General features: G+C 38.7%; 24 protein-coding genes. 14 read left to right on the plus strand and 10 right to left on the minus strand.

Annotated elements, in window-relative coordinates:
• Positions 1 to 156: a zinc ribbon domain-containing protein gene (locus LVD15_RS25155; RefSeq protein WP_233777946.1), complete on the minus strand. Its 156-nt coding sequence runs from the start codon at positions 154 to 156 to the stop codon at positions 1 to 3.
• Between the two features lie 228 nt (positions 157 to 384).
• On the opposite strand from LVD15_RS25155, the gene LVD15_RS25160 reads away from it, so the two are divergent.
• From LVD15_RS25160 to LVD15_RS25175, 4 genes are all read left to right on the plus strand, one after another.
• Positions 385 to 1,704 (plus strand): IS1380 family transposase, encoded by a 1,320-nt coding sequence (locus LVD15_RS25160; RefSeq protein ID WP_233777947.1) that lies wholly within the window; start codon positions 385 to 387, stop codon positions 1,702 to 1,704.
• A 147-nt stretch (positions 1,705 to 1,851) separates the two neighbouring features.
• Complete coding sequence (locus tag LVD15_RS25165) at positions 1,852 to 2,229, plus strand: VOC family protein (RefSeq protein WP_233777948.1); 378 nt, start codon at positions 1,852 to 1,854, stop codon at positions 2,227 to 2,229.
• Positions 2,230 to 2,311: 82 nt separating this feature from the next.
• Positions 2,312 to 3,247, plus strand: a complete 936-nt coding sequence (locus LVD15_RS25170; RefSeq protein WP_233777949.1) for an endonuclease/exonuclease/phosphatase family protein — start codon at positions 2,312 to 2,314, stop codon at positions 3,245 to 3,247.
• Complete coding sequence (locus LVD15_RS25175; protein ID WP_233777950.1) at positions 3,244 to 4,110, plus strand: DMT family transporter; 867 nt, start codon at positions 3,244 to 3,246, stop codon at positions 4,108 to 4,110. Before LVD15_RS25170 ends, LVD15_RS25175 begins: the two co-directional genes overlap by 4 nt.
• Before the next feature lie 9 nt (positions 4,111 to 4,119).
• Here the strand turns inward: LVD15_RS25175 and LVD15_RS25180 are convergent, their stop codons facing one another.
• On the minus strand, positions 4,120 to 4,833 hold the full coding sequence (locus LVD15_RS25180; protein WP_233777951.1) for an SGNH/GDSL hydrolase family protein: 714 nt from the start codon (positions 4,831 to 4,833) through the stop codon (positions 4,120 to 4,122).
• 54 nt (positions 4,834 to 4,887) lie between these two features.
• Positions 4,888 to 5,445 (minus strand): thioredoxin family protein, encoded by a 558-nt coding sequence (locus LVD15_RS25185; RefSeq protein WP_233777952.1) that lies wholly within the window; start codon positions 5,443 to 5,445, stop codon positions 4,888 to 4,890.
• A 215-nt stretch (positions 5,446 to 5,660) separates the two neighbouring features.
• Here LVD15_RS25185 and LVD15_RS25190 point away from each other — a divergent pair, with 215 nt between their 5' ends.
• Positions 5,661 to 6,164, plus strand: a complete 504-nt coding sequence (locus LVD15_RS25190) for a metallophosphoesterase family protein (protein ID WP_233777953.1) — start codon at positions 5,661 to 5,663, stop codon at positions 6,162 to 6,164.
• 64 nt (positions 6,165 to 6,228) lie between these two features.
• On the opposite strand, the gene LVD15_RS25195 is transcribed toward LVD15_RS25190, so the two are convergent.
• Entirely contained in the window at positions 6,229 to 6,423 is a 195-nt protein-coding gene (locus LVD15_RS25195) for a hypothetical protein (RefSeq protein WP_202245283.1), read from the minus strand.
• A gap of 141 nt (positions 6,424 to 6,564) precedes the next feature.
• Here LVD15_RS25195 and hisS point away from each other — a divergent pair, with 141 nt between their 5' ends.
• The 5 genes from hisS (at position 6,565) to LVD15_RS25220 (ending at position 12,790) form a co-directional block, all read left to right on the plus strand.
• The gene (gene hisS / locus LVD15_RS25200; RefSeq protein ID WP_370687384.1) at positions 6,565 to 7,941 is read left to right on the plus strand and encodes a histidine--tRNA ligase; all 1,377 of its coding nucleotides are present in this window, start codon (positions 6,565 to 6,567) and stop codon (positions 7,939 to 7,941) included.
• Positions 7,934 to 9,427, plus strand: coding sequence for a histidine ammonia-lyase (gene hutH, locus LVD15_RS25205; RefSeq protein WP_233777954.1), 1,494 nt, complete (start codon positions 7,934 to 7,936; stop codon positions 9,425 to 9,427). Before hisS ends, hutH begins: the two co-directional genes overlap by 8 nt.
• Entirely contained in the window at positions 9,420 to 11,312 is a 1,893-nt protein-coding gene (locus LVD15_RS25210) for a T9SS type B sorting domain-containing protein (RefSeq protein WP_233777955.1), read from the plus strand. Before hutH ends, LVD15_RS25210 begins: the two co-directional genes overlap by 8 nt.
• Before the next feature lie 128 nt (positions 11,313 to 11,440).
• Positions 11,441 to 11,773 carry a YbaB/EbfC family nucleoid-associated protein gene (locus LVD15_RS25215; protein WP_233777956.1) on the plus strand — a complete coding sequence of 111 codons (333 nt, stop codon included), beginning with the start codon at positions 11,441 to 11,443 and terminating at the stop codon, positions 11,771 to 11,773.
• On the plus strand, positions 11,774 to 12,790 hold the full coding sequence (locus LVD15_RS25220) for a glycosyltransferase family 2 protein (protein ID WP_233777957.1): 1,017 nt from the start codon (positions 11,774 to 11,776) through the stop codon (positions 12,788 to 12,790).
• An 11-nt stretch (positions 12,791 to 12,801) separates the two neighbouring features.
• Here LVD15_RS25220 and LVD15_RS25225 read toward each other — a convergent pair whose 3' ends face one another.
• Positions 12,802 to 13,020, minus strand: a complete 219-nt coding sequence (locus LVD15_RS25225) for a PspC domain-containing protein (RefSeq protein ID WP_202245277.1) — start codon at positions 13,018 to 13,020, stop codon at positions 12,802 to 12,804.
• A gap of 228 nt (positions 13,021 to 13,248) precedes the next feature.
• Between LVD15_RS25225 and LVD15_RS25230 the strand changes: the two genes are divergently transcribed.
• Complete coding sequence (locus LVD15_RS25230) at positions 13,249 to 15,021, plus strand: tetratricopeptide repeat protein (RefSeq protein WP_233777958.1); 1,773 nt, start codon at positions 13,249 to 13,251, stop codon at positions 15,019 to 15,021.
• Between the two features lie 124 nt (positions 15,022 to 15,145).
• Complete coding sequence (locus LVD15_RS25235; RefSeq protein WP_233777959.1) at positions 15,146 to 16,123, plus strand: pyruvate dehydrogenase complex E1 component subunit beta; 978 nt, start codon at positions 15,146 to 15,148, stop codon at positions 16,121 to 16,123.
• 82 nt (positions 16,124 to 16,205) lie between these two features.
• Here LVD15_RS25235 and LVD15_RS25240 read toward each other — a convergent pair whose 3' ends face one another.
• The 3 genes from LVD15_RS25240 to ffh all read right to left on the minus strand — a co-directional run bounded on the left by LVD15_RS25240 (position 16,206) and on the right by ffh (position 21,194).
• Complete coding sequence (locus LVD15_RS25240; protein WP_233777960.1) at positions 16,206 to 18,026, minus strand: M61 family metallopeptidase; 1,821 nt, start codon at positions 18,024 to 18,026, stop codon at positions 16,206 to 16,208.
• Between the two features lie 75 nt (positions 18,027 to 18,101).
• Entirely contained in the window at positions 18,102 to 19,595 is a 1,494-nt protein-coding gene (locus LVD15_RS25245) for a cytochrome C (protein ID WP_233777961.1), read from the minus strand.
• A 270-nt stretch (positions 19,596 to 19,865) separates the two neighbouring features.
• Complete coding sequence (gene ffh / locus LVD15_RS25250) at positions 19,866 to 21,194, minus strand: signal recognition particle protein (protein ID WP_233777962.1); 1,329 nt, start codon at positions 21,192 to 21,194, stop codon at positions 19,866 to 19,868.
• A gap of 246 nt (positions 21,195 to 21,440) precedes the next feature.
• Here ffh and mobA point away from each other — a divergent pair, with 246 nt between their 5' ends.
• Positions 21,441 to 21,989: a molybdenum cofactor guanylyltransferase gene (mobA, locus tag LVD15_RS25255; protein ID WP_233777963.1), complete on the plus strand. Its 549-nt coding sequence runs from the start codon at positions 21,441 to 21,443 to the stop codon at positions 21,987 to 21,989.
• On the opposite strand, the gene LVD15_RS25260 is transcribed toward mobA, so the two are convergent.
• Positions 21,976 to 22,380 (minus strand): molybdenum cofactor biosynthesis protein MoaE, encoded by a 405-nt coding sequence (locus LVD15_RS25260; RefSeq protein ID WP_233777964.1) that lies wholly within the window; start codon positions 22,378 to 22,380, stop codon positions 21,976 to 21,978. The two genes, mobA and LVD15_RS25260, sit on opposite strands and share 14 nt — an antisense overlap.
• An 880-nt stretch (positions 22,381 to 23,260) precedes the next feature.
• Here LVD15_RS25260 and LVD15_RS25265 point away from each other — a divergent pair.
• Positions 23,261 to 25,711, plus strand: a complete 2,451-nt coding sequence (locus LVD15_RS25265) for a YfhO family protein (protein ID WP_233777965.1) — start codon at positions 23,261 to 23,263, stop codon at positions 25,709 to 25,711.
• Here the strand turns inward: LVD15_RS25265 and LVD15_RS25270 are convergent.
• Positions 25,708 to 26,700, minus strand: a complete 993-nt coding sequence (locus LVD15_RS25270) for a 2-hydroxyacid dehydrogenase (RefSeq protein WP_233777966.1) — start codon at positions 26,698 to 26,700, stop codon at positions 25,708 to 25,710. The genes LVD15_RS25265 and LVD15_RS25270 overlap by 4 nt on opposite strands.
• Position 26,701: the final 1 nt, after the last annotated feature.

The raw sequence follows: 26,701 nt of genomic DNA on the forward strand, positions 1-26,701 counted from the left end.
TTAAAAAATAAAATATAAGATAAAAAGAAGCACCAGTAATATAGCCACCACCTGAATCCACAGGCTGGTGGCAGGAAATTCATAACCACATATAGGACATCGCTTACTATTAGCATCTATTTCCATGGCGCAGGAAGGGCATTCTTTTTTCTTCATATTCATTATAACGAACAATCTTTTGAGTATTACCCCTCAAGTTATGAATCATAACAATACTATCTCAGCATTTCACTATGTCTTTTACAGTAACCATGCTTCAACCGATAAACTAATACCACTCCCCATTATTAAACCCTGATTATGCATTAGAAAACTAAAAGTTTAGAAAATCCTTCGATAATTGTGTAAAAAGATCGATTTTGATGAGGTATAAAAATCACCAGAATGGTTACTCAAAATATAGGGTCTTTACCCATTGAATATTCCTCCAAGCCAGTGACACCCTTTGGAGGGATGAGTTTAATGAAACGATTTATCGATCAGGTAGGGATACGAGAAAAATTAGCCGAACTGGCACTTCCATCTCCTGGTTCTAACCGAGGGTATGACCCCAAGCAAATCGTAGAGAGTTTTTGGCTGAGTATCTGGACAGGGGCTAGTAGATACATCCATTGTGACTGGTTGAGATATGATACTGTTTTACAGTCAATTTTTGGATGGGATGGTATGCCTAGCCAAAGTACCTACAGTCGTTTTTTTGGAAAATTCTCTCAATCCCTAAACAACGAAGTATTTCCAGAGCTTCAACAATGGTTCTTTGACCAGCTCCGTTTAGGAGCACTCACCATTGATTTTGATAGTACTGTGATCACTCGATATGGAGATCAACAAGGGAGTAGTAAAGGTTATAACCCCAACAAAAGAGGGAGAAATTCACATCACCCCTTGATGGCCTTTGTGAGTCAAACCAGAATGGTGGCCAATGCATGGCTCAGGCCAGGCAACACAGCGGCCAGTAGTAGTTGCAGGGAGTTCATGGAAGAAACCTTTAAGCACGCCTTGGCAGGACAAAAAGTAGGTCTGGTAAGGGCCGATAGTGGTTTTTACAACGAAGAAATCATGTCATATCTAGATGAAGAACTCCTCAATTACATTATGGCTGTACGCATGTACCCCAATGTAAAAAGCGAAGTTTGGGGGCTTAAAGATTGGGTCAAACTGGCAAAGGGAATAGAGCTGAACGAGATGGTTTTCAGTCATGAAAACGGTAAGCCAAGACGATACATTATTGTAAAAAAGCAAGTTGACATCAGGCCACATGCAGGAGGCAAGGAACTTTTTGAAGATCAGCCTGGCTATCGATATAGTTGCTATGTGACCAATATGGATTTACCTCTGGATCAGATTTGGAACATGTACAACACCCGCGCCGATTGTGAGAACAGAATTAAGGAATTGAAACAAGATTTTGGGCTTGAAAATTTTTGTTTACAAGATTTTTGGGCAACAGAAGCCTCCTTTCGCTTTATCATGGTGGCTTACAAGTTGATGAGTTTATTCAGGCATTTTGCGTTGAACCATCATCGAAAAGCAACCCTATCAACCCTCAGATCCTATTGCTTTGCATTAGGAGCCTGGACAGCAAACCATGCTAATAAAAAGGTTTTAAAAATCTCATTACCCTCCAAAAGAAGACCCTGGATGGAGGGAATATTCTTGAACATATCGTCTACTAGTCCTCCTTTTGATTATTCTAATGAATAATCCGGGTTAAAAAACAATCATTTCCTTACCACCTCATCAATTAACCTTTTAATTAAACCTTCTTAGCCACTATTTCATTATATTTATTCACGGAATAAAATATAGTACTTTGTAAAGAGCCTATAGCTCAATAAACCTATTTTACCTATGAAGATTCCTGAAGGTTACAATACCGTAATGCCTTACCTTATAGTAAAAGATGCTGCCGCCTTTAAGGCATTTATGATAGAAGTTTTTGACGCCAAAGAAAAGGTAGAAATTATGCGAGAGAGCAGCGATGTAATTATGCATGCGGAAATAACCATTGGAGACAGCACTATTATGTTCGCCAACTGTACTGATGACTTTAAATCTGAAAATGCCGGCATGTTTATTTGGGTCAAAGATGCTGACGTCATTTTTCAAAAAGCGATGAATCTGGGCGCTAGTTCGGTTACACCACTATCTAACCAGAAGTATGGCCGCACATGTGGCATAAAAGATCCTTTTGGCAATACCTGGTGGGTCACCTCTCCTATCAGATAGGGAAATATTAATAAAAGCTGTCTCTCTAAATTTTCTAAAAAACTCATTTAATTCTTTTCTTTGAGAGGAAATTTACGCCTCCATGAAAAAAACACTACAATTCGCACTACAATGGGGTGCTGTAATGGTTATTATAGCCACTGCCCTTAGCTTTTTAGGACGATTCTATTGGTTTTTCGAACTCTTCACAAGTTTTAAACTGCAGTACACCTTCTGTCTACTGATATGTATAATAGGGTTAACTGTCATTAAAAAACGATTAATGGCGGTCATATGCGCGGCATTCCTTATCCCCAATTTATTAGCTATTTTACCTACTTATAATGCCTTATCTTATGACAACATCAACCAAGGCAACCTGAGAGTCACTAGCATCAACCTTCTTTCAAGCAATTACAGTTACTTCAAGGTTGAAACTTATATTGAAAACACCAAACCAGATATTCTTGTGCTGGAAGAATACCATGAGCGTTGGGAGCAAGGTTTAGAACGCGTGCTAGAAAATTATCCTTATCAATACACTGTGCCTCGCTTTGACAACTTCGGCATAGCCATTTTTTCCAACACCAAACTCACCTCTAAAGCTACCTTAGAACTCAATGAAGCTGAGATACCTTCACTACTCTGTTCTTTTATGATTAATAATGAAGAAGTTCATCTGCTGGCTACTCATCCACCCCCTCCTATGTCTTCCACTAAATACAATCTTAGAAATGAGCAGCTTAAAGAAATAGAAAACCTGGGCGCTACGCTTAAAAACCTTATTATAATTGGAGATTTAAATTTAACCCCCTATTGCCATCATTTTGAGTCATTACTCAATCATGCGCACATAAAAGATACGCGTGCCGGCTTTGGCATACAGCCTACCTGGCCGGTTTGGGGCTGGCCGCTCAGCATTCCGCTAGATCATTGCCTTATTTCAAATGATATCATCACCATTAACCGAAGCATAGGGCCTGATGTAGGCTCTGATCACTATCCTGTTACTGTAGACTTATTAATTCCCTCACTTTGAAAGACAAAACTCACCTTCAAAACTTGCTGATGCTTAATATTACCATGATCATCATGAGTACTTCTGGAGCATTAGGCAGATATATAGATATGACTCCTGCAGCCACAATTTGGTGGCGTTGCATACTGGGCACTGTATTTCTTTACAGCTTTTGTAAATGGAAAAAAGTAAATATTAAAATCAATTGGGCGCATGATGGCTGGTCTATAATTATAGCTGGTTTACTATTGGGAGCTCACTGGCTCACTTACTTCTATTCACTTAAGCTATCTAATGTTGCTATCGGCATGTTATCACTATTCACTTATCCCGTGATAACCGCCTTTTTAGAACCCATTATATTAAAAACGAAATTTGAGCTCACTCACATTTTATTGGCGCTCCTGGTATTAATAGGAATATACTTTTTAGCTCCTGAGTTTGATCTTGAAAATGATACTACTCTGGGTATTATTTGCGGAGTAGCTTCTTCCATATTTTACACATTAAGAAACATCCTTCTGAAAAAGAAGGTAGAAAGATATGCAGGCACCACTCTCATGCTATACCAAATAATAATTATAGCATGCCTGCTATGGCCTGTTTTCTTCTTTTATGACATCAGCACTATTCAGACAGAATGGAAAGCCACCCTGGCTTTAGCTTTGATCACCACCTCTATTGGTCACACCCTGTTTGTCTCCAGCTTCAAAAAGTTTTCAGTAACTACAGTAAGCATAATCAGTGGCACACAACCTATTTACGGCATACTCTTAGGCTTTATATTTCTCAATGAAGTACCTCAAAGCTCCACTATGATTGGCGGAGCGTTGATATTAACTACTGTGATAATAGAAAGTATGAGAACAAAGAAATCCAGCTAACTTAGAGGACTATTGAAACAAACTATTAAGATAGTCATCCTTCAAAATCAGCTCTACCCAGGCTTTATATTGCTTACCAGAAGGATGTAGACCATCAGAAGCCACCATATCAGCTTCATCAGTGCGAGAAATGGCCGTTATATCAAAGTACTTCACCCCCAATTCTTCAGACACCTTTCTATTCACTTCATTATAATCATAAATGGCCTTTGTTATCTCTTCTTTTTTATTGGCACCAAAAGGTGTATAACCATAATCAGGAATAGACAAAACTATCACGTGCTCCTTATCTCCTCCTGCAAACTCTATAGCCATATTAAGTAATTCTTCAAATTCAGGCTGATAAGTCTCCACACTTTGGCCTCTATATTGATTATTTACTCCTATTAAGAGAGAAACGAAGTCATAATTCTTAACAGGATTCTCAGCTGCAATACCTGCCTTCAGTTCCTGGGTAGTCCAGCCAGTACGAGCTATTATTTTAGGCTGAGCAAAGGCATAACCATTGTCAGCATGGTTTATAGCATTTACCAGCTGCACTGGCCATCTCTCTATCTGAGTAACTCTTTCCCCTATGGTATAAGAATCGCCTAAAGCCAAAAAGGAAAGGCCTTCTCCTTGTAAGCTATCTTGAGTAGAATCAGGGTGGTTTGAGGGATTGTAAATCATATCATTATCACTGGTACAATTCAGCAAAGCCAGAAGTATTATACAAAAAAACATGTTGGTACGCATTTACTTTTTGTAAAACGTACGTAAACATTCGCCTCTTGGCTTTTATTTTTTCCACTTAATGTTGCACCCCTGGCTTGGCCATTGCTCTTCAGATACAGGATTTCCTTTGATAATGTCATCAAGAGTATTTCTCAAGTCCTTACCTGTAAGTTCTTTTTCATTTCCAGGCCTGCTATCATCGAGCTGACCTCTGTATACCAGCTGCAGAGCACCATCAAACACATAAAAATCTGGGGTACAAGCCGCATCATAGGCCTTTGCTACAGCCTGCGTTTCGTCATATAAATAAGGAAAAGGATATCCCCACTGTCTGGCTAGCGCCTTCATTAACTCAGGTGAGTCTTCCGGATAATTTTCCACATCATTAGAACTTACAGCTACAAAAGAAACCCCTTCCGGAATATAATCTTCAGCTATTTTCACTAGCTCAGATTGTATATGCTTCACATAAGGGCAATGATTACAAATAAACATAACCACAGTAGCCACCTCAGACTTCACATCATCTAAAGTGATCATGCGTTCTGAAACCACATCTAAAAGGTTAAACTTTGGTGCAGTGGTTCCTAAAGGAAGCATATTTGATGGAGTAAGTGACATTTCTATTACTTTTAAGTTCTATTTAATACAACATAATGAAAAAAAGCTATTTTTCCTTTCCTCACAAGCTTTGATATGTACGCAAGAATAAGGAAAATTGTTTACACCTAACAAATAGAAACTATCAACCTTCTCTTTATTTAGCTTTAGTTTTGCACCAAATAGTACATAGAGCAAAGTTTATCGCCCTTCATTAAAATATTCTATAATCGTTTATGAGAATCGGACTTATTTCAGACACCCACAGCCATCTGGATCCTAAAGTTTTTGATCACTTTGAAGAATGTGACGAAATATGGCATGCCGGAGACATTGGCAGCGGTGTGTTAGAACCTCTTCAGGAGTTTAAACCCGTAAAAGCTGTATTTGGAAACATCGATGATAAAAGCATTAGAGCTGCCTGCCCGGAACATCAAAAATTTGAATGCGAGGGGCTTCAGGTTTGGATGACCCACATAGGAGGCTACCCGCCGAGATATAACCCTACTATGCGCCCACTATTACAGCAAGATCCTCCAGATATGTTTATCTGCGGACACTCGCACATACTGAAAGTGATGCGAGACCCCAAGCTCAACAACTTAATATTTATTAATCCTGGAGCTGCCGGCATACACGGATTTCATCAAGTAAAAACCATTATGAGGTTTGATATTGAAGAGAAAACCGTAAAAAATATGCAGGTAATAGAGCTAGGTAAAAAAGGAAAAATTAAATAATCCGAAATACAAAAAAAGCCATCTCTAATACGAGATGGCCTCTTTTTGATATTTTAAATAAAGATTAGTCTTCTTTTTCAGCTTTAGCTTCTTTCTTAGCCTTAGCAGTTTTAGAACCTTTAGCAAACTCTTCTTTTATCTGCTCTACGTCTACACTCTTGATAACAGGCTTTGTGTTAAGTCTTTGAATAGTTTCTTGTCTAACTTTAGACTTTACTTTATTTCTTTTTGCTTTTCTTTTAAGTCTGGTAACTGCCATTTCCGATATATTTTTGTCAAAAGAGGTTGCAAAGTTATAAGAATAGATTAGAATATAAAATATACTTAACAAAATAATTTCACTTTACCTCCAATTCAAATACTACTCCTCAATTAAATGCTTTTTCGTAGTTTTGCCATCATGAGTCAAAAGCCTACTATACCCAAAGGAACAAGAGATTTTGGACCACAGCAAATGGCCAAAAGAAATTTTATATTCAAAGCTATAAAAACTGTATTTGAAAAGTATGGTTTTATGCCTTTAGAAACTCCTACTATGGAAAATCTTTCTGTACTAACAGGAAAGTATGGAGATGAAGGAGATCAGTTATTATTTAAAGTACTTAACTCCGGAGATTACCTTTCTAAGGCTACTGATGAGGAAATTAAAGGAGGCAGCAAATCACTGCTTCCCAGAATTTCAGAAAAAGGATTAAGATATGACCTTACCGTACCCTTTGCGCGCTACGTGGTTATGAATCAGCATGAACTGGCCTTGCCTTTTAAAAGATACCAGATACAGCCTGTTTGGAGAGCAGACAAACCTCAAAGAGGCCGATACAGAGAATTCTATCAGTGCGATGCTGATGTGGTTGGAACGGAATCACTTATCTGTGAGTCAGAAATTATTTTAATGATCAATGAGGTGTTTGCTCAATTGGGCATTACCGATTATAACATAAAAGTGAACCACCGCCAGATATTAAAAGGTATTACTGAGGCGATAGGCGCTGAAGGCAAAGAAAGTGAATTCTGTGTAGCTATTGATAAACTAGACAAAATCGGCCTGGAAAAAGTCCTTAAAGAAATGGAAGACAGAGGCATCTCAGCTGAGGCTGCTCAGAAGTCAGTGCCTATCCTGGAGCTTTCAGGCAGTATTGAAGACAAAATAGCCAAACTAAAAGATATATTCAAAGACTCCGAAAGTGGGCAAAAAGGCCTTACTGATCTGCAAGAGATATTGAATACTCTAAAATCATTTGAGTTAGATAATAACCACATTGATTTCGATGTTTCCTTAGCCAGAGGGCTGAGCTACTACACAGGATCTATTTTTGAGGTGAAGGTAAATAATGTAAGCATTGGCAGTGTAAGCGGAGGTGGACGTTATGATGATCTTACCGGAGTATTTGGTTTAAAGGGGCTTTCAGGAGTAGGCTTCTCCTTTGGTGTAGATCGTATTTATGATGTATTGGAAGAGTTGGACCTGTTCCCTACTGATGCCACTACTTCTACAGAAGCCTTAATAGTTCACTTCGATGAAGAAACTAAAAAGTATGGCTTATCTGTACTTAACAAATTGAGAAAAGCGGGTATTAAATCAGAGATATATCCTGACAAAGCCAAGCCTAAAAAGCAATTCACCTATGCTGATAAGAAAAATATAGCTTACACCGTAGTAATAGGTTCTGATGAAATGGCTTCTGGCAATCTTACACTTAAGAATATGGCCAGCGGCGAGCAAGATCAGCTTCCATTAGATGCCATAATAGAGAAAATCAGTGGACATAATGAATAATAAAGTCCATTACATTTCAGATGAAGCACTTACGCTAGAGAGTATTGAAGAAATTATTTCTGAAGGGTACTCTTTGGCACTTTCACCAGAGGCTGAACAGAAAATCACAAAATGCAGAAACTATCTGGATGAAAAGATAAAATCATCATCTGATCCGGTTTATGGTATTAACACTGGCTTTGGCTCCTTATATAATAAGCATATTCCTAAAGAAGAGCTTAGCAGACTGCAAGAAAACCTGGTAAAGTCTCATGCCTGTGGCACCGGAGCTGAAGTAATTCCAGAAATAGTGAAGCTAATGCTGTTATTGAAAGTACAATCATTAGCATACGGTCATTCTGGTGTTCAACTCATTACGGTAAACCGATTAATAGACTTCTTTAATCATGGCGTTTATCCTGTAGTATATGAAATGGGTTCGTTAGGTGCCAGTGGTGATCTGGCTCCTTTGGCGCATCTTTCCTTACCACTGATTGGTTTAGGAGAAGTCATATATAAAGGAGAACGACTGTCTGGTGAAGCCATAAACAATAAACTAGGCTTCTCGCCCATTACCTTCAAAGCCAAAGAGGGCTTAGCGCTACTCAACGGCACACAGCTTATGAGTGCGTTTGGCATTTGGTGCCTTATGCAATCTGAAAGACTTTGTGATTTGGCTAACATTATAGGCGCCATTTCATTAGATGCCTTCGATGGCAGAATAGAACCTTTCAGTGCTAAGGTTCATCAAATAAGGCCACAGAAAGGACAAATTTTAGTAGCCCAAAGATTTATGGAGCTATTAGAAGGCAGTGAAATAATACAGCAAGTCAAAAAACATGTGCAGGATCCTTATTCGTTTAGATGTATCCCTCAAGTACACGGCGCTAGCATAGAGGCCTTGTTTTATGTAAAAGATATATTCCTCACTGAAATCAATGGAGTTACAGATAACCCTAACGTATTTCCTGACTCTGATGAGATCATTTCTGCAGGTAATTTTCATGGTCAGCCACTAGCCTTACCGCTAGACTTCCTGAGCATGGCTTTATCAGAACTGGGCAGCATTTCTGAAAGGCGCACTTTCCAACTCATTTCTGGTTCAAGAGATTTACCTAATTATCTGGTAGCAAACCCCGGCATTAACTCTGGCTTAATGATCCCTCAGTATACGGCAGCTTCTTTGGCCAGCCAAAACAAACAATACTGCACCCCTTCTTCTACTGACTCCATTGTGTCATCTAACGGTCAGGAAGACCATGTAAGCATGGGAGCCAACGCTGCAACGAAAACATTTAAGGTAGTAAACAACTTATATCGTATATTGGCCATTGAATTAATAACCGCAGCACAAGCTATTGAATTTAGAAGACCGCTAAAAACATCTGACTATCTGGAGGATCTCCTGAACAATTTCAGAGAGAAAGTTCCGTTTATTGAAGATGACCGCGTTCTTTATGAAGACATGGCCAAAGCTGAAGAATTTTTAAAAGAAGTAATTGTATAATTTGAACCGATACTTTCACTATATTTTACTCTTATTTTTTGTCACTGCAGTAAATATAGATAGTCAAGCGCAGTATGAATCTGTTTTTGGCAAATTTGAGGTTGATGAGATTAAAGGATGTGCCCCATTCACAGTCAGTGTCAGATTTTTAGAATCTTGCGCTAATTGTAATGATGCTATATTTTATGAATACAATTATGGCGATGTAGATGGAACAAACCTTACTTCCCACACCTATACTGAACCAGGAATTTATTCATTAAAGATATTTTTCACCTCAGGGCAAGATTCTGTGGCCATAGAAGTATCTGACCCAACCCCTCCCACTTTCGATATTTTCAAATGCAACAATAACACTATTCAGGTAAGCGTCACTGACACTAATTTTGATAATTACATCGTTAATTATGGTGATGGCAGCTCTGAAGTAACAGTAGACTCCTCATCTCCTACTGCCATGCATACTTATGCTAACAGCAGTACAAGAACAGTAAGTGTAAGAGGTATTAATGATGATGGTTTTGATAATTGTACTTCAGGTACGGAACAAATTAATCCCGTCCCTGCGCTGCCGGCAGGTGCCATAACAGGTTTAACTGTAATAGATGAAACACATGTAGAGATCAATTATGACCTGCCAGAAAATGTATTATATCAGCTATATATAAAGCCAAACAATCAAGGTGCTTGGCAGCGATATGGCAATCGTTTTTTTGAAATTGATACACAAACCCTGACTTCAGGCCTAAGGCTCAATGACAACTTCTATTGCTTTATGCTTAGAGCCTATAACCCTTGTGACAATATTTTCACTACTCCTTCTAATGAAATATGCACCTCTATACTTAATCTTTCCACAGAAAGTGATGTAAACAGGCTTACCTGGACCACCGCTTCTCCGGAGGTCAACTTTACTATAGAAAGAAGTGATCAACTCTCTCAACCAGTTAGTGCTAATGCTAACAGCTATGAAGACACCAATATTAACTGCGGCACTGAATACTGCTATCAGCTAGTAGCTCACTATAATAATGGGCACACCAGTACTTCAGCCAGTGTATGTGGCACAGCATTTAGTAACACCCCACCTGAAGGTCCGGCAAATGTAGCCACTGTGGTAGAAGGTCAAAACATAACCCTTTCCTGGTCTGGCACGGCAGGCACTAATGAGTATAATGTATTAAGAGGCAACAATAACACATTCGAATCACTTGGTTCCACCACTAACATCACTTACACAGACTTGGACCTGAAAACAGAGGAAGGACCTTACTGTTACCGCCTGGGCACTACTGATGAATGTGGAAATAGCAGCGGTAACAGGGCCAACGCCATTTGTTCGATTTTCCTTTCAGGCTATTTTGACAGAGAAAACACAGTACACTTGAGCTGGAATGAGTATACAGGTTATGAAAATGGCGTAGCCTCTTACATTGTAGAAAAGACCTACCCAGACGGCCGCAGCACCACTACAGATGTAGGATCAGCCACTAACTATGATAACGAAGAAGCTGATGACACTGAGCAGGTAGTAATCTACCGTATAATAGCCAGACCTAATGATAATTTTGCAAACAGCAATTCTAATGAAGTAACTATTATCAAACCTAACAATATTTATTTCCCTAACGCATTCACCCCGGATCAGGATGGCAATAACGATACTTTCAGGATTCACGGGAAATACATTACAAGCTTCACCCTCACCATTTATAACCGCTGGGGGGAACTGATTTTTGCCTCGGAGAATATGGAAGAATCGTGGGATGGCACCTTCAATGGTAAATTGCTACCTCTGGGTACTTATGCCTTTGTAGCAGAAATGACTGACTTAGCCGGGCAAAATATTAAAAGGACAGGCACCATTACCCTACTCAGAAGGTAATTTTAACCAAATATGGATTAATGCTTGGTTATTCTTGATAACCAATACATTTTTGCAACTTTAATTTTTAAAATCCGATTCTTTAAATAGATAAATAAAAGAATTAACAGACCTAAAATATATATACTATGTTTGACATGATGAAGATGATGGGCAAAATGAAGGAAGTGCAAGCTAAGATCAAAGAAGCCCAAGAAAATTTAGTTCATTTAAGAGCCGTAGGAGAATCTGGTGCTGGTATGGTAAAGGCTACTGTTAATGGCAAAAAAGAAGTTATAGCATTAGAGATAGATAATGACCTGGTAAAGCCTGAAGATAAAGAAGTACTACAAGACCTGATAGTGGCTGCAGTAAACAAGGCTATTCAGGAAATGGATGTTACTGCTAAAGAAGAAATGAAGAAAAGTACTGAAGGTATGCTCCCTAATATTCCCGGCCTCGACCTGAGCGGATTAATGTAAATGAGAGAAACCGCCATTGTTATTTTAAATTATAACGGAGAGCATTATCTCCGTAAATTTTTACCCTCCGTTATTCAATACAGCCCAGGCTGCGAAATAGTAGTGGCGGACAACTGCTCCACTGACGAGTCAGTTACTTATCTAAAAGAGAACCACCCGGAAGTAACCGTAATTCAGCTCTCTTGCAACCACGGCTATAGTGCAGGTTATAATGAGGCCTTAGCTCAAGTCACTGCTGAATATTATGTGCTACTCAACTCTGACGTAGAGGTCACTCCCAACTGGGTCACACCTGTTATTGAGCTACTCAAATCTCAGGACAATATTGTAGCTGCCCAGCCCAAGATATTAATGTATGATAAAAAGACTCACTTCGAGTATGCCGGCGCTGGCGGTGGGTATATAGACTGCCTGGGTTACCCTTTCTGCAGAGGCAGGCTCTTTCTTGATGTAGAAGAAGACAAAGGCCAGTACGATGATGACATTAATATATTCTGGGCCACAGGTGCTTGTTTATTTATTAAGGCCAAAGTCTTTCATGAGGTTGGAGGTTTCGATCCTGACTTCTTCGCACATATGGAAGAAATAGATTTATGCTGGAGAATAAACAATGCTGGCTACGAAATTGCCTACACAGGTAAAAGCAAAGTATACCATGTTGGTGGTGGCACGTTACACAAATCGAACCCCAGGAAGACTTATCTTAACTTCCGCAATGGCCTCACCTTAATATATAAGAACTATTCCAGGTTTGATCTCTGGACCAAGCTTCCTATCCGCTTAGCCTTAGACTGGATTGCATGTATTAAATTCATGCTATTCGATTCATTCAATGACGGCGTGGCCGTAGCAAAGGCTCATTTCCATTTTATAAAACACCTTCGTTTGAATTTCAAAAAGCGAAGAGCAGTACTTAAACTCAAGACACAGCGAAGCATCCCTACTATGTTTAGAGGGTCGGTGGTATTTGAATACTATATTAAAAGGAAAGATACCTTTAAAAAGCTAGACTTTTAATAAGTCTTAGTCTAATAATACCAAACAGAATTTCTCTTACGTCTCAGGTGTTTACGCATGTTCATACCAAAGGCCAAGACCAGGTATACAATTAGTGGAGACCCGAAGGTTAGGAATGAAGCATAAATAAAATATAATCTTATGCTAGAGCTAGCAATCCCTAATTTCTCCCCCAGTTTAGAACATACACCAAAGGCATATTTTTCAAAGAAAAGTTGGATTTTTTTCATAGCAAGTAAATTTAAAAGCAGAAAAAAACAACTAAGTAATAAACAATTTTACCAGTTAAACCTTTATATCATGTGGCTCAACGATAAATATGTGCCTTCACAAATATAATAAGCATATAATCAAAAGTCACTTAGTTATTTCTTATTTTTTTTAACTATTATTGCATAATTCACTATATACAATAATTTTGAATACATAATTCAACCAGACATTTAAAACAAAAACCAATGAGAAAATTATTCTACGCTATAGCTTTATTTGGAGTACTTTCCCTGACCGGTTGTACCCTTAATAAAATGGTAAAAATGGCGGAGGACCAGAATTTAACTGTTACTCCAAATCCGTTGGAGGTTCATGCAGACACTGTTGCTTTTGAGATGTCAGCCAACCTTCCGGTAAAGATGCTGAAAAAAGGTAAGGTTTACTCGGTAAATACATTCTACAAGTACGGAGAAAACGAAGTTGCATTAGACCCTATCGAATTTAAAGCCGAAGATTTCCCTAATGCTGATGAGCAGCAGCCTAAGCAAACAAAAGAGTATGCTTTCGCTTATTCTCCTGCCATGAAAAATGGTATGTTAGAAGTGCAAGGTGTTGCTTCTGACCCTAAAAACGGAAAATCTAAAGAAACAGACAGAATGCCTGTTGCTCCTGGTGTTATCACTACTTCTAAATTAGTAGAAGAAGTATACGCTCCAGCTTACGCTGACCACGGATACAACAATCAGGAAGAACTTATCCCTACAAGAGTTAACTTCTACTTCGTACAAGGTAGCTCTGCTCTTAGATACTCTGAGAGAACAAGTAAAAGAGGTAAGAAACTAGATGCATTCATCGCTGATAAAAACGTAACAAGAACTGTTACTATCACAGGTACTCACTCTCCTGAAGGTGCTGAAAGAATCAACACAAGATTAGCTAAAGATAGAGCTGAGTCTATCCAAGCTTTCTACAAAAGAGAGATGAAAAAATATGACTACGCTGGAATGGCTGATTCTATCAACTTCATCACTAAAGATGTAGTAGAAGATTGGGCTATATTCAAAGATTCTTTAGCCACTTATGATGGTATCTCTTCAGAAGAAAAATCTGCTTACCTGGATGTAGTGAATGGTCCTGGTTCTTATGAAGATAAAGAAGATAAATTACACCAACTGCCTACTTACAAAAAAGTATTCAGAGATTTATATCCTAAATTAAGGGTTGCTAAAACTGAAATCCTTACAGTAAAAGAAAAGAAATCTGATGCTGAGATTTCTGTACTTTCTAAAGGTATTGCTGATGGTTCTGTTTCTGCTGATACATTATCAGAAGAAGAACTTCTTTACGGAGCTACTTTAACTCCTTCATTAACTGAAAAAGAAGCTATCTACAAAGCTGCTACTAAGAAAACTGACAGCTGGGTAGCTCATAACAACCTTGCTGCTGTATATGTAGCTATGGCTATCGAAGGTGATGCTGACAAATATGGTGATATGGCTATGACTCAACTAGAAATTGCTTCTAACAAGCAAGAAAGTGCTGAGATCTATGCTAACATGGCTTCAGTAGAATTAATGAGAGGTAACCCTTACAAAGCTTATGAGCACATCAAAAAAGCTGATTCTATGAACCCTAGCAGCGAAATGGCTCCTGGCTTCAACGGTGTTAAAGGATCTGTAGAAATTATGCTAGCTAAATATGGTGATGCTGTACAGTCTACTGCTAACGCTGAAGATAATGCTGTAAACTCTTTCAACAGAGGTTTAGCTCAAATTCTTAACAAAGATTATCAAAGTGCTTTAACTTCATTCAAAGAAGCTACAGAGAAAGATTCTGATATGGGTATTGCTTACTACGGAGCGGCTATTGCTAACGCTCACCTTGGTAACGAAGATGCTGTATATGAGAATTTAGAGCAAGCTGTAAGTGCTGATCCTGATCTTAAAGGAAAAGCTCTTGAAGACTTAGAATTCGCTTCTTTCGTGTCTAATGAGCAGTTCAGAAATATCTTGAAATAAGAGTTGAATAAATAATATCAAAAAAGCCCCGAAGAAATTCTCTTCGGGGCTTTTTTTGTACCTATTGTTTTTGTGATTAGCCCCCTGAATGCTATTTTTACAATCCAATTTTAAAAAGGATACAATGAGAGAAATACAATTTAGGGAAGCCTTAAGAGAAGCAATGAGTGAGGAGATGCGTAGGGATGAGAAAGTCTACCTCATGGGTGAAGAAGTTGCTGAATATAATGGAGCTTACAAAGTAAGTCAGGGTATGCTCGACGAGTTCGGCCCCGATCGTGTAATCGATACTCCTATTGCTGAGCTTGGCTTTGCAGGAGTAGGTGTAGGATCCGCTATGAACGGATTGAGACCTATCATAGAATTTATGACCTTTAATTTCTCTCTTGTTGCTATAGACCAGGTAATCAACGGAGCCGCTAAAATGATGTCTATGTCTGGTGGACAGTTTAACGTTCCGTGTGTATTCCGTGGCCCTACAGGAAATGCCGGTATGCTTAGCTCTCAGCACTCTCAAAACTTTGAAAACTGGTTTGCTAACACACCAGGTTTAAAGGTGGTAGTACCTTCAAACCCCTATGATGCTAAAGGCCTCTTAAAATCTTCTATAAGAGACAATGATCCTGTAATCTTCATGGAGTCAGAGCTTATGTATGGCGATAAGGGAGAGGTTCCTGAAAACGAGTATTTGATCCCTATCGGTTCTGCTAAAGTAACAAGAGAAGGATCTGATGTGACTATCGTTAGTTTCGGGAAAATTATGAAAGTAGTAGATGAAGCTGCTGAACAATTAGCTAAAGATGGTATTTCTGTTGAGGTGATTGACCTTAGAACAGTTAGACCTATTGATTATGCTACAGTAGTAGAATCAGTGAAGAAAACGAACAGATTAGTGATCGTAGAAGAAGCATGGCCTATTGCTGCCATTAGTTCTGAAATCACTTACCATGTTCAAAAACATGCATTTGATTATTTAGATGCTCCTATCCATAGAATTAACAGTATGGATGTTCCTTTACCTTATGCCCCTACTCTTATAGAGGCTATTTTACCTAGTGTAAAGAGAACCATTGATGCTGTAAAAGCTGTTTCTTATAAATAAGAACATTTAGAGCAAATAAATAACAAAAAAGGTGATGAGTTAATACCCATCACCTTTTTTGTTGCCCTTTTCTTAAATCGACTTAAGGGTTAAGCCAGTTTTCTCTTTTAGAAAGCACCTTCTTCTTAGCATCTGCTACTAGCTTTATATCATAAGAAGCACCTCCCTCTAAAGTAAGCTTGGTAGTAAAAGCTTCTCCGAAATGAGTATACTTCACCTCCACCTCATCATCAGGCTTGTGAGCAGCCAGCCACTGAGTCAATTCAGCCTCACTAGAGATCGCTTTTCCTTCAATTGATGTAATCACATCACCTACGTCAATTCCTGCCTTATACAGCGCTGTTTTGCGTGATGGCGCTGCAGCTACCACCATTCCTTCATCAAACTGAACGCGCACAGCTCCCAATGACGCTTCAGCACTGCCTGGTTGCACTAATTCATACCCTACTTTACTTAGAAGTTCTTTATAATCTGGCTCCTTAGTTCCATAGATGTAATCTTCGAAAAACTGATTAGCAAATTGCTCGTCACTAGTCACTTCAGCTAGCGTTTCCTTAATATCTTCATTAGTATAAGGAATACCTTTTTTGCCAAACTGAACCCACATAGCTCGCATAAGATCATCTAATGAAAGGTCTTTAAAGCGAGTTCTAATCTCAAGATCCAAGGCCAGACCTATAACAGCTCCATAGGGATAATAAGAAGTGAAGGTATTCACAAAGTTAGTCTGATCTACGGCTGTAGCTGCATCTACAAAGGGAGCCTGCTTACTCATTTCTACCGGAGAAGAGACGCCGGTTCCTCCAGAATTAAGCACGTAATTCAACAAACGGCCTAATCTTTCACCATAAGTGCTCTCATCATAAATACCTGCTCGGGCTAGAGATAGCTCAGTGTAATAGGAAGTAAAGCCTTCTGCAAACCAGAGTTCTCCACTCATATTAGTGTTTTCAAAATCAAACGGTTCTAAAGACTTTGGTCTGATTCGCTCCACATTCCAGCAGTGGAAAAACTCATGAGCTACTGTTCTTATCAGATTGATTTCATTTCCGGCCAAGGAAGATGATGACGTGATCATGGTAGAATTACGGTGTTCCATTCCATCACCATGAAACTCAGGACCATATCCACATAAAAAGGTATAGTCTCCATAATCATAATCAGGAAGCTCATGATATACTTTTTGCTCAGCCTTAACCACCTTTTCTACCATAGCTGTGTAAGCTTTGGCTACGCTTTCATCTACTCCCCTATTCAGAGCTACATGGATATCTTTTTCTCTGCCATCCTTCTCGCTTATTACAAAGCTATTAACAGTAAGATCTCCCATTATGGTAGGGCTATCCATGAAATACTGTAAATCTTTAGCCACAAAGCGTCCTTTTGCATTAACAGGCTTTAGCTGCGTGGCAATATCCCAATCAGCAGAAGGCTTATGGTAAGTAACACTAATAGGCCTACCATCTAAACCCTTTGCACACATAAACACAGCCGGCATATTAAAATGCACAAAGAGAGGATCAATTCCGGCATAAGTACCATCAGCATAATTAGCAAAAAGCTTATAAGTAACTTTCACCTGTCCTGAATGATTCTTCACCTCCCACATTTCAGGTTCTACCCTGGTTATGGCCAGCTCATCTCCATTTTGATCAAAGGCGGCAACATCATATACATTTTTGCCAAACTGATGAAAAGCATATCTTCCGGGAGATGATAAGCTCATACGAACATAGAGCGGCTCACTAGCTTTTAATTTTTCATATTTAACAGAAATTTCGGCTTCATGATGTTTTATATTAGGAAACCGGACTTCGTATCTTACTGTGTCATCTACCTGAGCTTTTGCACCAAGCGCAGACACCAGTATTATAAAAAAGGAGTGTATCAATTTATTTTTCATGCTTTAAATTATGATTCACTCCTCATTAATCAAACCTCCGGGAACGGAATTACTTAAATGGTCATATACAAGGTTTTATAAACATAGCATATAGGCCACTAAGGCTTCCTTCTCATTCTTTTTCAGTTTTAGCTCCAGCACTATGTTAAAAAACTCCACGGCATCAGCCAAAGTAGGACATCGGCCATCATGAAGATAAGGTGGAGAATCTTTAATTCCCCTCAATGGGTAGGTTTTAATAGGTCCCTCAGGCCTGCCCTGATAGAACCTTTCTACTTGTAGATCATGCATGTAATCATCTACAAAAGCTGGTCCTGAGTGGCAGTTACCGCATTGGGCTTTACCAAAGAAGAGCTTTTCTCCATACAACTCCTGCTCTGTAGCTTTATCTTTATAGAGCTGACCCATGGGGCCGAGCTTAGGAGCAGGAGGAAAATCAATAATAGCATTAAAATCTCCCATTCTGTTAGTCACTTCCCTCTTCTGTGCCCTCGGCCCTATCGCCTGCTGCATACCCGGATCACCGTCAAAGTACTCTTCTATCTCAGCAAAATGATCCATGCTTCTTATAGACCTCTTGGTAGACAACTGCATGAGGTTGTAGTTCCCTCTCATAGGCGGCGTATCGGTACGTAAACGCGCCAAATTAGGTCTGGAATCAGGAGCTAATTCAAACGCTCCATTAGTATGCCCATTAGTATGACAGCTAAAGCAGGCCACTCCGGCACTTGGCTCCAGCGTAACCCTATGGGTGGTTTGATTGAACCAGGTAGATGGAGTGGGTTTAAGAAGCTCTTTTAGACCTTCCATCTGCTCAGCAGTGAGCAGGCCGTCAAACATCTCAAAATAATTGCTTAAAGTAATTTCTTTTCCTTTAGTAACGTCTCCCAATTCTTTATGGGTCGTTAAAAATAGTGGAGGTGGAAATTCCGGCAGATATTCATCAGGGAAATCATGATCCATATCTATTCTTTTGTGCTCAGGGTGAGCTTCATTGTAATCATCAGGAAAAACCATATGCGCAGTAGACTGCAAAGGGTGAGCCAGCGGCACATAAGGGAAAAGGCCTTTGTTTTTTATTTCTTCAGGTGACAGGTTAGCTAAGCTCTCGTATGACTTCAATCCTTCCGGCAAGCGCGCTATAGGCCCAGCCATTATTGGCTTTCTATTTCCTGACATATACTGCCCAGCTACGGTTTTACCAGAAAAGTCATACCTCATTTTCATATACTCACGTACATCACTCATAAGCTCGGGCTTTTGCTTTTTATGATAAGCTACCCACTCATTCCAAGGCATGGGTAGCTCTGGAGTTTGATAAGAGCTTTTACCTCGACCAGCATATTTCCAAAGGTCAAAGGGCGAACGCTCCCCTTTCTTTAAATCAGGGTATCGCTTTAGGCTATCAATGTAGCCACTCCCAAGCTCATAATCATAGTCTTTATAATTAGCTACGGTGCCTGGCGGACTTTGCAGCATATGTAAATTATGATTGATTACCTGAAAGCCAAAAACAACAACAAACATTAGAGTACTGACTCCTAACAGAAGTAGTTTTTTATTAAACATGGTTTTAGGGTTGATTAGCATTACTCACTATTATTCATGATTAAATCACCTTCACATTGACAAAATCATGATAATAATCAATTTAATAACACATAATTTACAATTATTAAAACGATTTACAATACCAAAACCACACAAATTCAAAGTAATCCACCCACTAGAAAGAACAATATTGACAGTTTGAAATTCTGAAAAGGATTGAAATTTTATAAGACATAAAAAAAGCCATCTCATGTATGAAATGGCTTTTTTTATGATTTATTTGATATCTTATTTGAAAGGATTCAAAGCGGCAAGTCCTCTTTGTCCTCCTCCCATTTTGTTCATAGTTTTCATGAGTTTCTTCATGTCAGCAAATTGCTTCATAAGGTTATTCACCTCCTGCACAGAAGTACCACTACCTTTGGCAATTCGTTTCCTTCTGCTTCCATCAAGTAACTCAGGTCTTTCTCTTTCATCATTAGTCATAGATCTGATAATGGCTTCGATGGGTTTAAAAGAATCATCATCTACATCTATATTTTTAAGGGCTTTACCCATACCAGGGATCATACCTAACAGATCTTTAATGTTACCCATTTTTTTGATCTGCTCCAGCTGGGTTAAAAAGTCATTAAAATCAAACTGATTTTTTCTGATCTTCTTATTTAATCTTCTGGCTTCCTCTTCATCAAATGTTTGCTGCGCCTTTTCTACCAAAGACACCACGTCACCCATACCCAGGATTCTATTGGCCATCCTATCAGGGTGGAACTTATCAATAGCATCCATTTTCTCTCCCGTACTGATAAACTTAATAGGTTTATCAACCACTCTTCTAATAGAAATAGCAGCTCCACCACGGGTATCACCATCTAACTTGGTAAGTACTACACCATCAAAGTTCAGTCTGTCGTTAAAGGCTTTAGCCGTGTTAACAGCATCCTGACCTGTCATAGAGTCTACCACGAAGAGGGTTTCTGAAGGATTAAGAGCCTCTTTTAATTTAGAGATCTCATCCATCATTTCCTCATCTACAGCCAAACGACCGGCGGTATCGACAATGACTATTTTCTTACCATTATCTTTTGCATGCTTGATGGCGTTACTGGCAATCTTTACAGCATCTTTGTTTTCAGGCTCAGCGTAAACATCTACACTAATTTGCTCTCCTAACACTTTCAGCTGATCAATCGCAGCAGGACGGTAGATATCACAAGCAGTTAATAGCACTTGCTTACCCTGACCTTTTAGGTAGCTGGCCAGCTTACCTGAAAATGTAGTTTTACCAGAACCCTGTAAACCGGCGATCAAGATAATAGCAGGATCACCTGCAATATTAATATCTTCATGGCTTCCTCCCATGAGCTCAGTAAGCTCATCGTTAGTTACCTTTGTTAATAACTGTCCTGGAGAAACTGATGTAAGCACATCTTTACCTAATGCTTTTTCCTTGATATCATCAGTAACTTCCTTAGCTACTTTGTAGTTAACGTCGGCATCTATCAGAGCTCTACGGATTTCTTTTACCGTGGTAGCTACGTTTACTTCAGTAATGCTACCTTGCCCTTTTAGGTTCTGTAATGCCTTATCTAACTTATAACTTAAATTATCAAACATATTTAAATCGGATTATGGGATGCAAAACTAAGAATTTCAAAGGTTAAATTGAAGACTGAACACATCTTTTAGTATTTATCTAAAATCTAATGCAGAATTACTCCCCGCTACTAGATGTTAATAAGTGATTGAGATGGCAATAAACCTCCATTAATAATGATTAGAGGCCATTAATGAATAAACAGCTAAAATGAATAGATGGTTAACTAATCAGCTGTTAAATAACTATATTCATATACTAAAACAATGACCAACTCAAACGGAAATACACTTTATGGCTTAGTGCTGATAGGAGGAAAAAGCTCTCGTATGGGTACGGATAAAAGCTTGATAAGGTATCATGATGTAACGCAAAGAGCGTATGTGCACCAACTTTTAAGCCAATACTGCAGTAAGGTTTTCCTATCTTGCAATCCTTCACAAAGGAAGGAACTTGCATTACCTTATATTGAAGACAATCAGTGCGAGGGCCCTATAACAGGATTACTAAGCGCCCATGAAGCATACCCTGACGCTAGTTGGCTGATAATGGCCTGCGACATGCCTTATGTAGACAGCACTTTATTAAATATACTACTACAGCAAAGGGATAACTCCAAATTGGCAACATGCTTCTATTTAGATAACATAGAGCCCTTATGCGCCATTTGGGAAGCCTCTTCTTTCCCATTATTAAAAGAATATTACCAATCAGGAAAGAGAAGCCCCAGACGATTTTTGGAAGGCCAAGATGTAAAAGTGATCACTCCTTCAAAAGATGACAAGTTTAAGTTGAGGAATATTAATGAGGGTTAACTTCCTCCCCCTCTGTATAAATCTCATTTTTTTTTATTACGCCTGTTTTTCTTAAGGCCTCCACTGCATACTCACATGCGGCAAAGCTCTCTTTTGAATGGACTGAACTTACTGCTATTACTACAGCAACCTCGCCTACAGTGAGTACTCCGATGCGATGATGAATAGTAACATGATAAACAGGCCATTTATCTTTCACTTGCTCTATAACGTCCTCTATAGTTTCAATAGCCCTATCTATATCAGTCTCATATTCTAGCCTTACCACTTTTTTATCCTGATTATATGCCTTTACAGTACCCACATGCACATTTACGGCACCTGTATCATTATCATACACCGTGCTCATAACGTCATCAGGGTTGAGAGGAAGTTCAGTTATCTTTATCATAATTTTTTTTAAACTAATATAGGGTGACAATAGTGGTGCTTCATGAGCTTATTATCTTTGTTAGCCGGGAACTCCCCATATAAAAAGCTTCATAATAAGCAGCTTAAAATTAACCTCCTCTACTCTTCATGATTCTACCTTACCAGAATCAAAGAAATAGTGCCATTTATTAAAGCCTGTAAGACCACAAACCAAATATAATAAGGCTTACGGTTTAGTGCTAATTTATTTTAGATGTAATATCCAATTCATAATCACTCTGACCCGATATAGAGCTTAACATTTAAACAAATAGCACGTAATATGAAATGGTCTAAACAGTTGAGATCTAATTAAATCATCAATCAGTACCGATCGTTTACACTTAGACGATGTTCAGTGTGACTCGGCTGTGGTTTCATCTTGCTGTACCGTCATGAGGTGAAATTATATTGAAAAATAGGCTTTTCTCAAGTCCTTAGTGGCAGTTCTTGGCTATGAAATGTTTCAGTAAGCGGAAGACCTCACAGCAAGAAAGAGTTTTTTGTTACTTTTTGATAGATTGCAAAAAAGCAGGGAGCCTAAGCGATGAAATATAAAGATTAGATAATCCAAGTTGGCTGATATTTGAAACATCTAACTTAAAAAATTCGATTGATGTATCCTTCCGACCCAATGATATGTCATCCTTCTTGGTACGGTTAAAACAAATGTCAGGCATCGTAATGATCTGTCTTTAGCTTTAATTATTTTTTTAATGATTTATAAAACTTCTATTTTGCAGCACATTAAAAGGCTAGGTCAGCTATATTCGGAATAAAGGAAATGTTCTTTACCCTTAAGAGCAAGAAATAATTGCCTTTGCCCGTTTATATAACCTATAAAACACAAATTGAAACAAATGAAAATTGACTTTAAAAAGCAGGTGATTCCTCACATTGTTGCTTTACTCACTTTCTTAATCATTACTGTTTTATTCTTCAACCCTATATTTTTTGATGGCAAAAAATTAGCCCAAGAAGACATTAACCAATGGCGTGGTGGTGCAGAGGAGTTGGAGCAGTATAGAGAACAAACAGGAGAAGAAGGCTTATGGAATAATTCTCAGTTTGGAGGTATGCCCGCTTACTTAGTAAATGTAAAGTGGAGTGACGGCATAGTTTCAAACATTAAAACGGTAATCTCATTCGGCCTGCCGCACCCTGTAAAAAACATTTATCTATCTTTCTTTTGTTTCTACATATTACTTTTAGCCTTTAAAGTAAGGCCTTATTTAGCCATAGGTGGTGCGTTAGCTTTTGGCCTTTCATCATATATGCTCATAGGCCTGGGGGCCGGGCATAATGCCAGAATAGGCGCTATCGCTTTTATGCCCCTGATCATAGCAGGTATTCATATTGCCTTCAATAGAAATAGAATATTAGGATTTGGCCTCACTGCCGTAGCTGTAGCATTAGAACTAAGAGAGAGCCACCCTCAAATCACTTATTATCTGCTGATGATTTTAGGTGTATATGGAATTATTCAATTAATAGCATATATAAAAGCTAACAGAGCCAAAGACTTTGCTATAACCAGTGCTTTATTAGTAGTAGCTGCTCTACTAGCATTGGGTACCTCTTTTGGTAGAATGTGGTCTATCTATGAGTTTAGTAAATATTCACAAAGGGGAAAGTCTGAACTATCAAAATCTATTTCTGACCAAGAAAACACCGAAGGTTTATCAAAAGATTATGCTTTTAAATATAGTAATGGCATACTTGAGCCTTTGGTGATGATGATACCTGACTTCTATGGGGGCAGCAGCGGCCACTTATTGGTACAAGATGAAGACAGCAAAGTGCTGGCTGCATTACAAAAAAGCCGAGATCCTCAAACTGCCAATCAGCTAGCACGTTACACCTCAGCCTACTGGGGAAATCAGCCTTACACGGCTCCTTATTACGCAGGAGCAGTTATATGCTTGCTGTTTGCCATAGGTATAGCTTTCGCTGACAAAAAATATGTGATTTGGCTAGTTATAGTTGCCGCTTTGGGTATCATACTTAGTTGGGGAGATAACTTTAAAGCCCTCAACTATTTCTTCTTTGATTATTTACCTGGATACAACAAATTCAGGTCCGTCACCTTTACTATCATTATGCCTTTGTTGGCCATGCCTCTATTAGGCTTTATCGGGCTTGAAAAGCTACTCGCTAAAGGCTTAAATAAGGAAACTCAAAAGAAATTATTTATAGCACTTGGAGCTACTGGCGGGTTCTGCCTCTTAGTAGTAATGTTCGCCGGAATGTCGTCTTTTACCAAAACAGGAGAACATCAGCTGCCTGCCTGGTTCCTCAAAGCGCTTCAAGACGACAGAAAAAGCCTCATGAGAGGTGATGCGCTCCGATCATTAGTATTTATATTAATAGGCTTCGGATTGATATTTTTCAACCTTAAGAATAAATTGTCTTTTGGTATTATGGCAGGCGTATTATCACTAATTATACTAGTGGATCTTTGGAATGTGGATCGCAGGTATTTTGATGATGGCAACTTCAAAAGAGAAAGAGACAACTCTTTCTTCAGCATGACAGAAGCTGACAAAGAAATATTGAAAGACAAAGGACTTAGTTATAGAGTATATAATCCTCAAGGTACTTTTATGGATGCCCGAACCAGTTATCACCATAAATCTCTGGGTGGCTATAATGGTGCCCGAATAAGAAGGTATGAAGAGTTATTTAACGGCTGTATTCAAGAAGAAACCAGCCAACTGATTTCCAGCCTTCAGAGTGGAAGCAGATCCGTAAGTGGTTATGGTGTACTTAATATGCTTAATACGAAATACATTGTATTCGGGCCCGCAAAAAATGCTGTTTTGAAAAACAATGAGGCTTTGGGTAACGCCTGGTTTGTTGAGTCTATTAAAAAAGTGAACTCAGCAGATGAAGAATTTGACGCCACCTGTCAAATTAATCCAGCTAAAGAAGCTGTAATTGATATTTCTAAGTTCACTCCAGCGGAAGCAGGATATGATGCTTCGGCAAGTATAACACTCTCTGAATATAAGCCTAATGAGCTAGTGTATGAATCTAATAGCTCTAAAAGCGGGTTAGCCGTATTCTCTGAAGTGTATTACCCTATAGGTTGGACTGCCACTATAGATGGCAAAGAAGTAGATATTATGAGGGCTAACTTTGTGCTCAGAGCTTTAAATGTACCTGCAGGAAAGCATACCATCACCTTTAAGTTTGAACCTAAAGCTTATACAGTAGGTGATAGCGTAACATTAGCATCTTGCATTATTCTGCTGCTTGTATTTTTCGGAAGTATAGGTTGGACTATAAAACAAGAAAAAGTAGCCTCCTAATTTTGGAGGACTACTTCATTGTTATTTTCAACGCCTGCAGCGAAATCATTTATATTTTTAATAGTGGTTACTGCAATCTGACTCAAAGCCTCATTAGTAAAGAAGCCCTGATGTGCTGTAATAAGCACATTGGGGAATGATATGAGGCGAGTAATCATATCATCAGCAATAATACTTTCAGACAAATCCCTAAAGAACAGCTGTTCTTCCTGCTCATAAACATCAATACCCAAATAGCCTAGTCTGCCGCTTTTTAATGCTTCAATGGCATCTTTGGTATCAATAAGAGCTCCCCTGCTAGTGTTTATCAGCATAACTCCATCATTCATCTGAGCAAAGCTTTTTGCATTAATCAAATGATTCGTCTCAGGCGTCAGTGGACAGTGCAAAGATATAATGTCTGATTTGTTTAAAAGCTTTTCAAAAGACACGTATTCTATTCCTGCTTTCTTCAGCTCATCATTAGGATAAGCATCATATGCAATTACTTCACAGCCTATGCCTTTCATCATTTTGGCAAAAATGCCTCCTATTTTACCGGTTCCCACTACCCCTACTGTTTTGTTATAAATATCAAAACCAGAAAGACGCTCAAGAGAAAAGTTACCTTCTCTTACTCTATTAAAGGCTTTATGTGTTTTCCTGTTGAGGGTTAAAATAAGTGCTAAGGCATGTTCAGCCACCGCCTGAGGAGAATAAGCAGGAACCCTGTATATTTTTAATCCTAAACGATCAGCAGCTGCCAGGTCTACATTGTTAAAACCTGCACAGCGCAAGGCCACCATTTTAATGCCATTGGCCACTAATTTCTCTAGCACATCAGCATCTAAATGATCATTGACAAAGGCACAGATTCCATCAAACCCTGCGGCCAGCTTTACTGTATCAAGGTTAAGATTGGCTTCATAAAATTTAAACTGCACCCCATTATTATGACTTTCAAAAGACTCTTTATCATAAGACTTACTACTGAATACTGCTATCATCATG

This window comes from Fulvivirga maritima (assembly GCF_021389955.1).
Taxonomy (GTDB): Bacteria; Bacteroidota; Bacteroidia; order Cytophagales; family Cyclobacteriaceae; genus Fulvivirga; species Fulvivirga maritima.

Coding starts and splice junctions, on each gene's coding strand:
- LVD15_RS25155 (WP_233777946.1), bottom strand. CDS start 156: ATGAAGAAAAAAGAATGCCCTTCCTGCGCCATGGAAATAGATGCTAAT.
- LVD15_RS25160 (WP_233777947.1), top strand. CDS start 385: ATGGTTACTCAAAATATAGGGTCTTTACCCATTGAATATTCCTCCAAG.
- LVD15_RS25165 (WP_233777948.1), top strand. CDS start 1,852: ATGAAGATTCCTGAAGGTTACAATACCGTAATGCCTTACCTTATAGTA.
- LVD15_RS25170 (WP_233777949.1), top strand. CDS start 2,312: ATGAAAAAAACACTACAATTCGCACTACAATGGGGTGCTGTAATGGTT.
- LVD15_RS25180 (WP_233777951.1), bottom strand. CDS start 4,833: ATGTTTTTTTGTATAATACTTCTGGCTTTGCTGAATTGTACCAGTGAT.
- LVD15_RS25185 (WP_233777952.1), bottom strand. CDS start 5,445: ATGTCACTTACTCCATCAAATATGCTTCCTTTAGGAACCACTGCACCA.
- LVD15_RS25190 (WP_233777953.1), top strand. CDS start 5,661: ATGAGAATCGGACTTATTTCAGACACCCACAGCCATCTGGATCCTAAA.
- LVD15_RS25195 (WP_202245283.1), bottom strand. CDS start 6,423: ATGGCAGTTACCAGACTTAAAAGAAAAGCAAAAAGAAATAAAGTAAAG.
- hisS (WP_370687384.1), top strand. CDS start 6,565: ATGAGTCAAAAGCCTACTATACCCAAAGGAACAAGAGATTTTGGACCA.
- hutH (WP_233777954.1), top strand. CDS start 7,934: ATGAATAATAAAGTCCATTACATTTCAGATGAAGCACTTACGCTAGAG.
- LVD15_RS25215 (WP_233777956.1), top strand. CDS start 11,441: ATGTTTGACATGATGAAGATGATGGGCAAAATGAAGGAAGTGCAAGCT.
- LVD15_RS25220 (WP_233777957.1), top strand. CDS start 11,774: ATGAGAGAAACCGCCATTGTTATTTTAAATTATAACGGAGAGCATTAT.
- LVD15_RS25225 (WP_202245277.1), bottom strand. CDS start 13,020: ATGAAAAAAATCCAACTTTTCTTTGAAAAATATGCCTTTGGTGTATGT.
- LVD15_RS25230 (WP_233777958.1), top strand. CDS start 13,249: ATGAGAAAATTATTCTACGCTATAGCTTTATTTGGAGTACTTTCCCTG.
- LVD15_RS25235 (WP_233777959.1), top strand. CDS start 15,146: ATGAGAGAAATACAATTTAGGGAAGCCTTAAGAGAAGCAATGAGTGAG.
- LVD15_RS25240 (WP_233777960.1), bottom strand. CDS start 18,026: ATGAAAAATAAATTGATACACTCCTTTTTTATAATACTGGTGTCTGCG.
- LVD15_RS25245 (WP_233777961.1), bottom strand. CDS start 19,595: ATGTTTAATAAAAAACTACTTCTGTTAGGAGTCAGTACTCTAATGTTT.
- ffh (WP_233777962.1), bottom strand. CDS start 21,194: ATGTTTGATAATTTAAGTTATAAGTTAGATAAGGCATTACAGAACCTA.
- mobA (WP_233777963.1), top strand. CDS start 21,441: ATGACCAACTCAAACGGAAATACACTTTATGGCTTAGTGCTGATAGGA.
- LVD15_RS25260 (WP_233777964.1), bottom strand. CDS start 22,380: ATGATAAAGATAACTGAACTTCCTCTCAACCCTGATGACGTTATGAGC.
- LVD15_RS25265 (WP_233777965.1), top strand. CDS start 23,261: ATGAAAATTGACTTTAAAAAGCAGGTGATTCCTCACATTGTTGCTTTA.
- LVD15_RS25270 (WP_233777966.1), bottom strand. CDS start 26,700: ATGATGATAGCAGTATTCAGTAGTAAGTCTTATGATAAAGAGTCTTTT.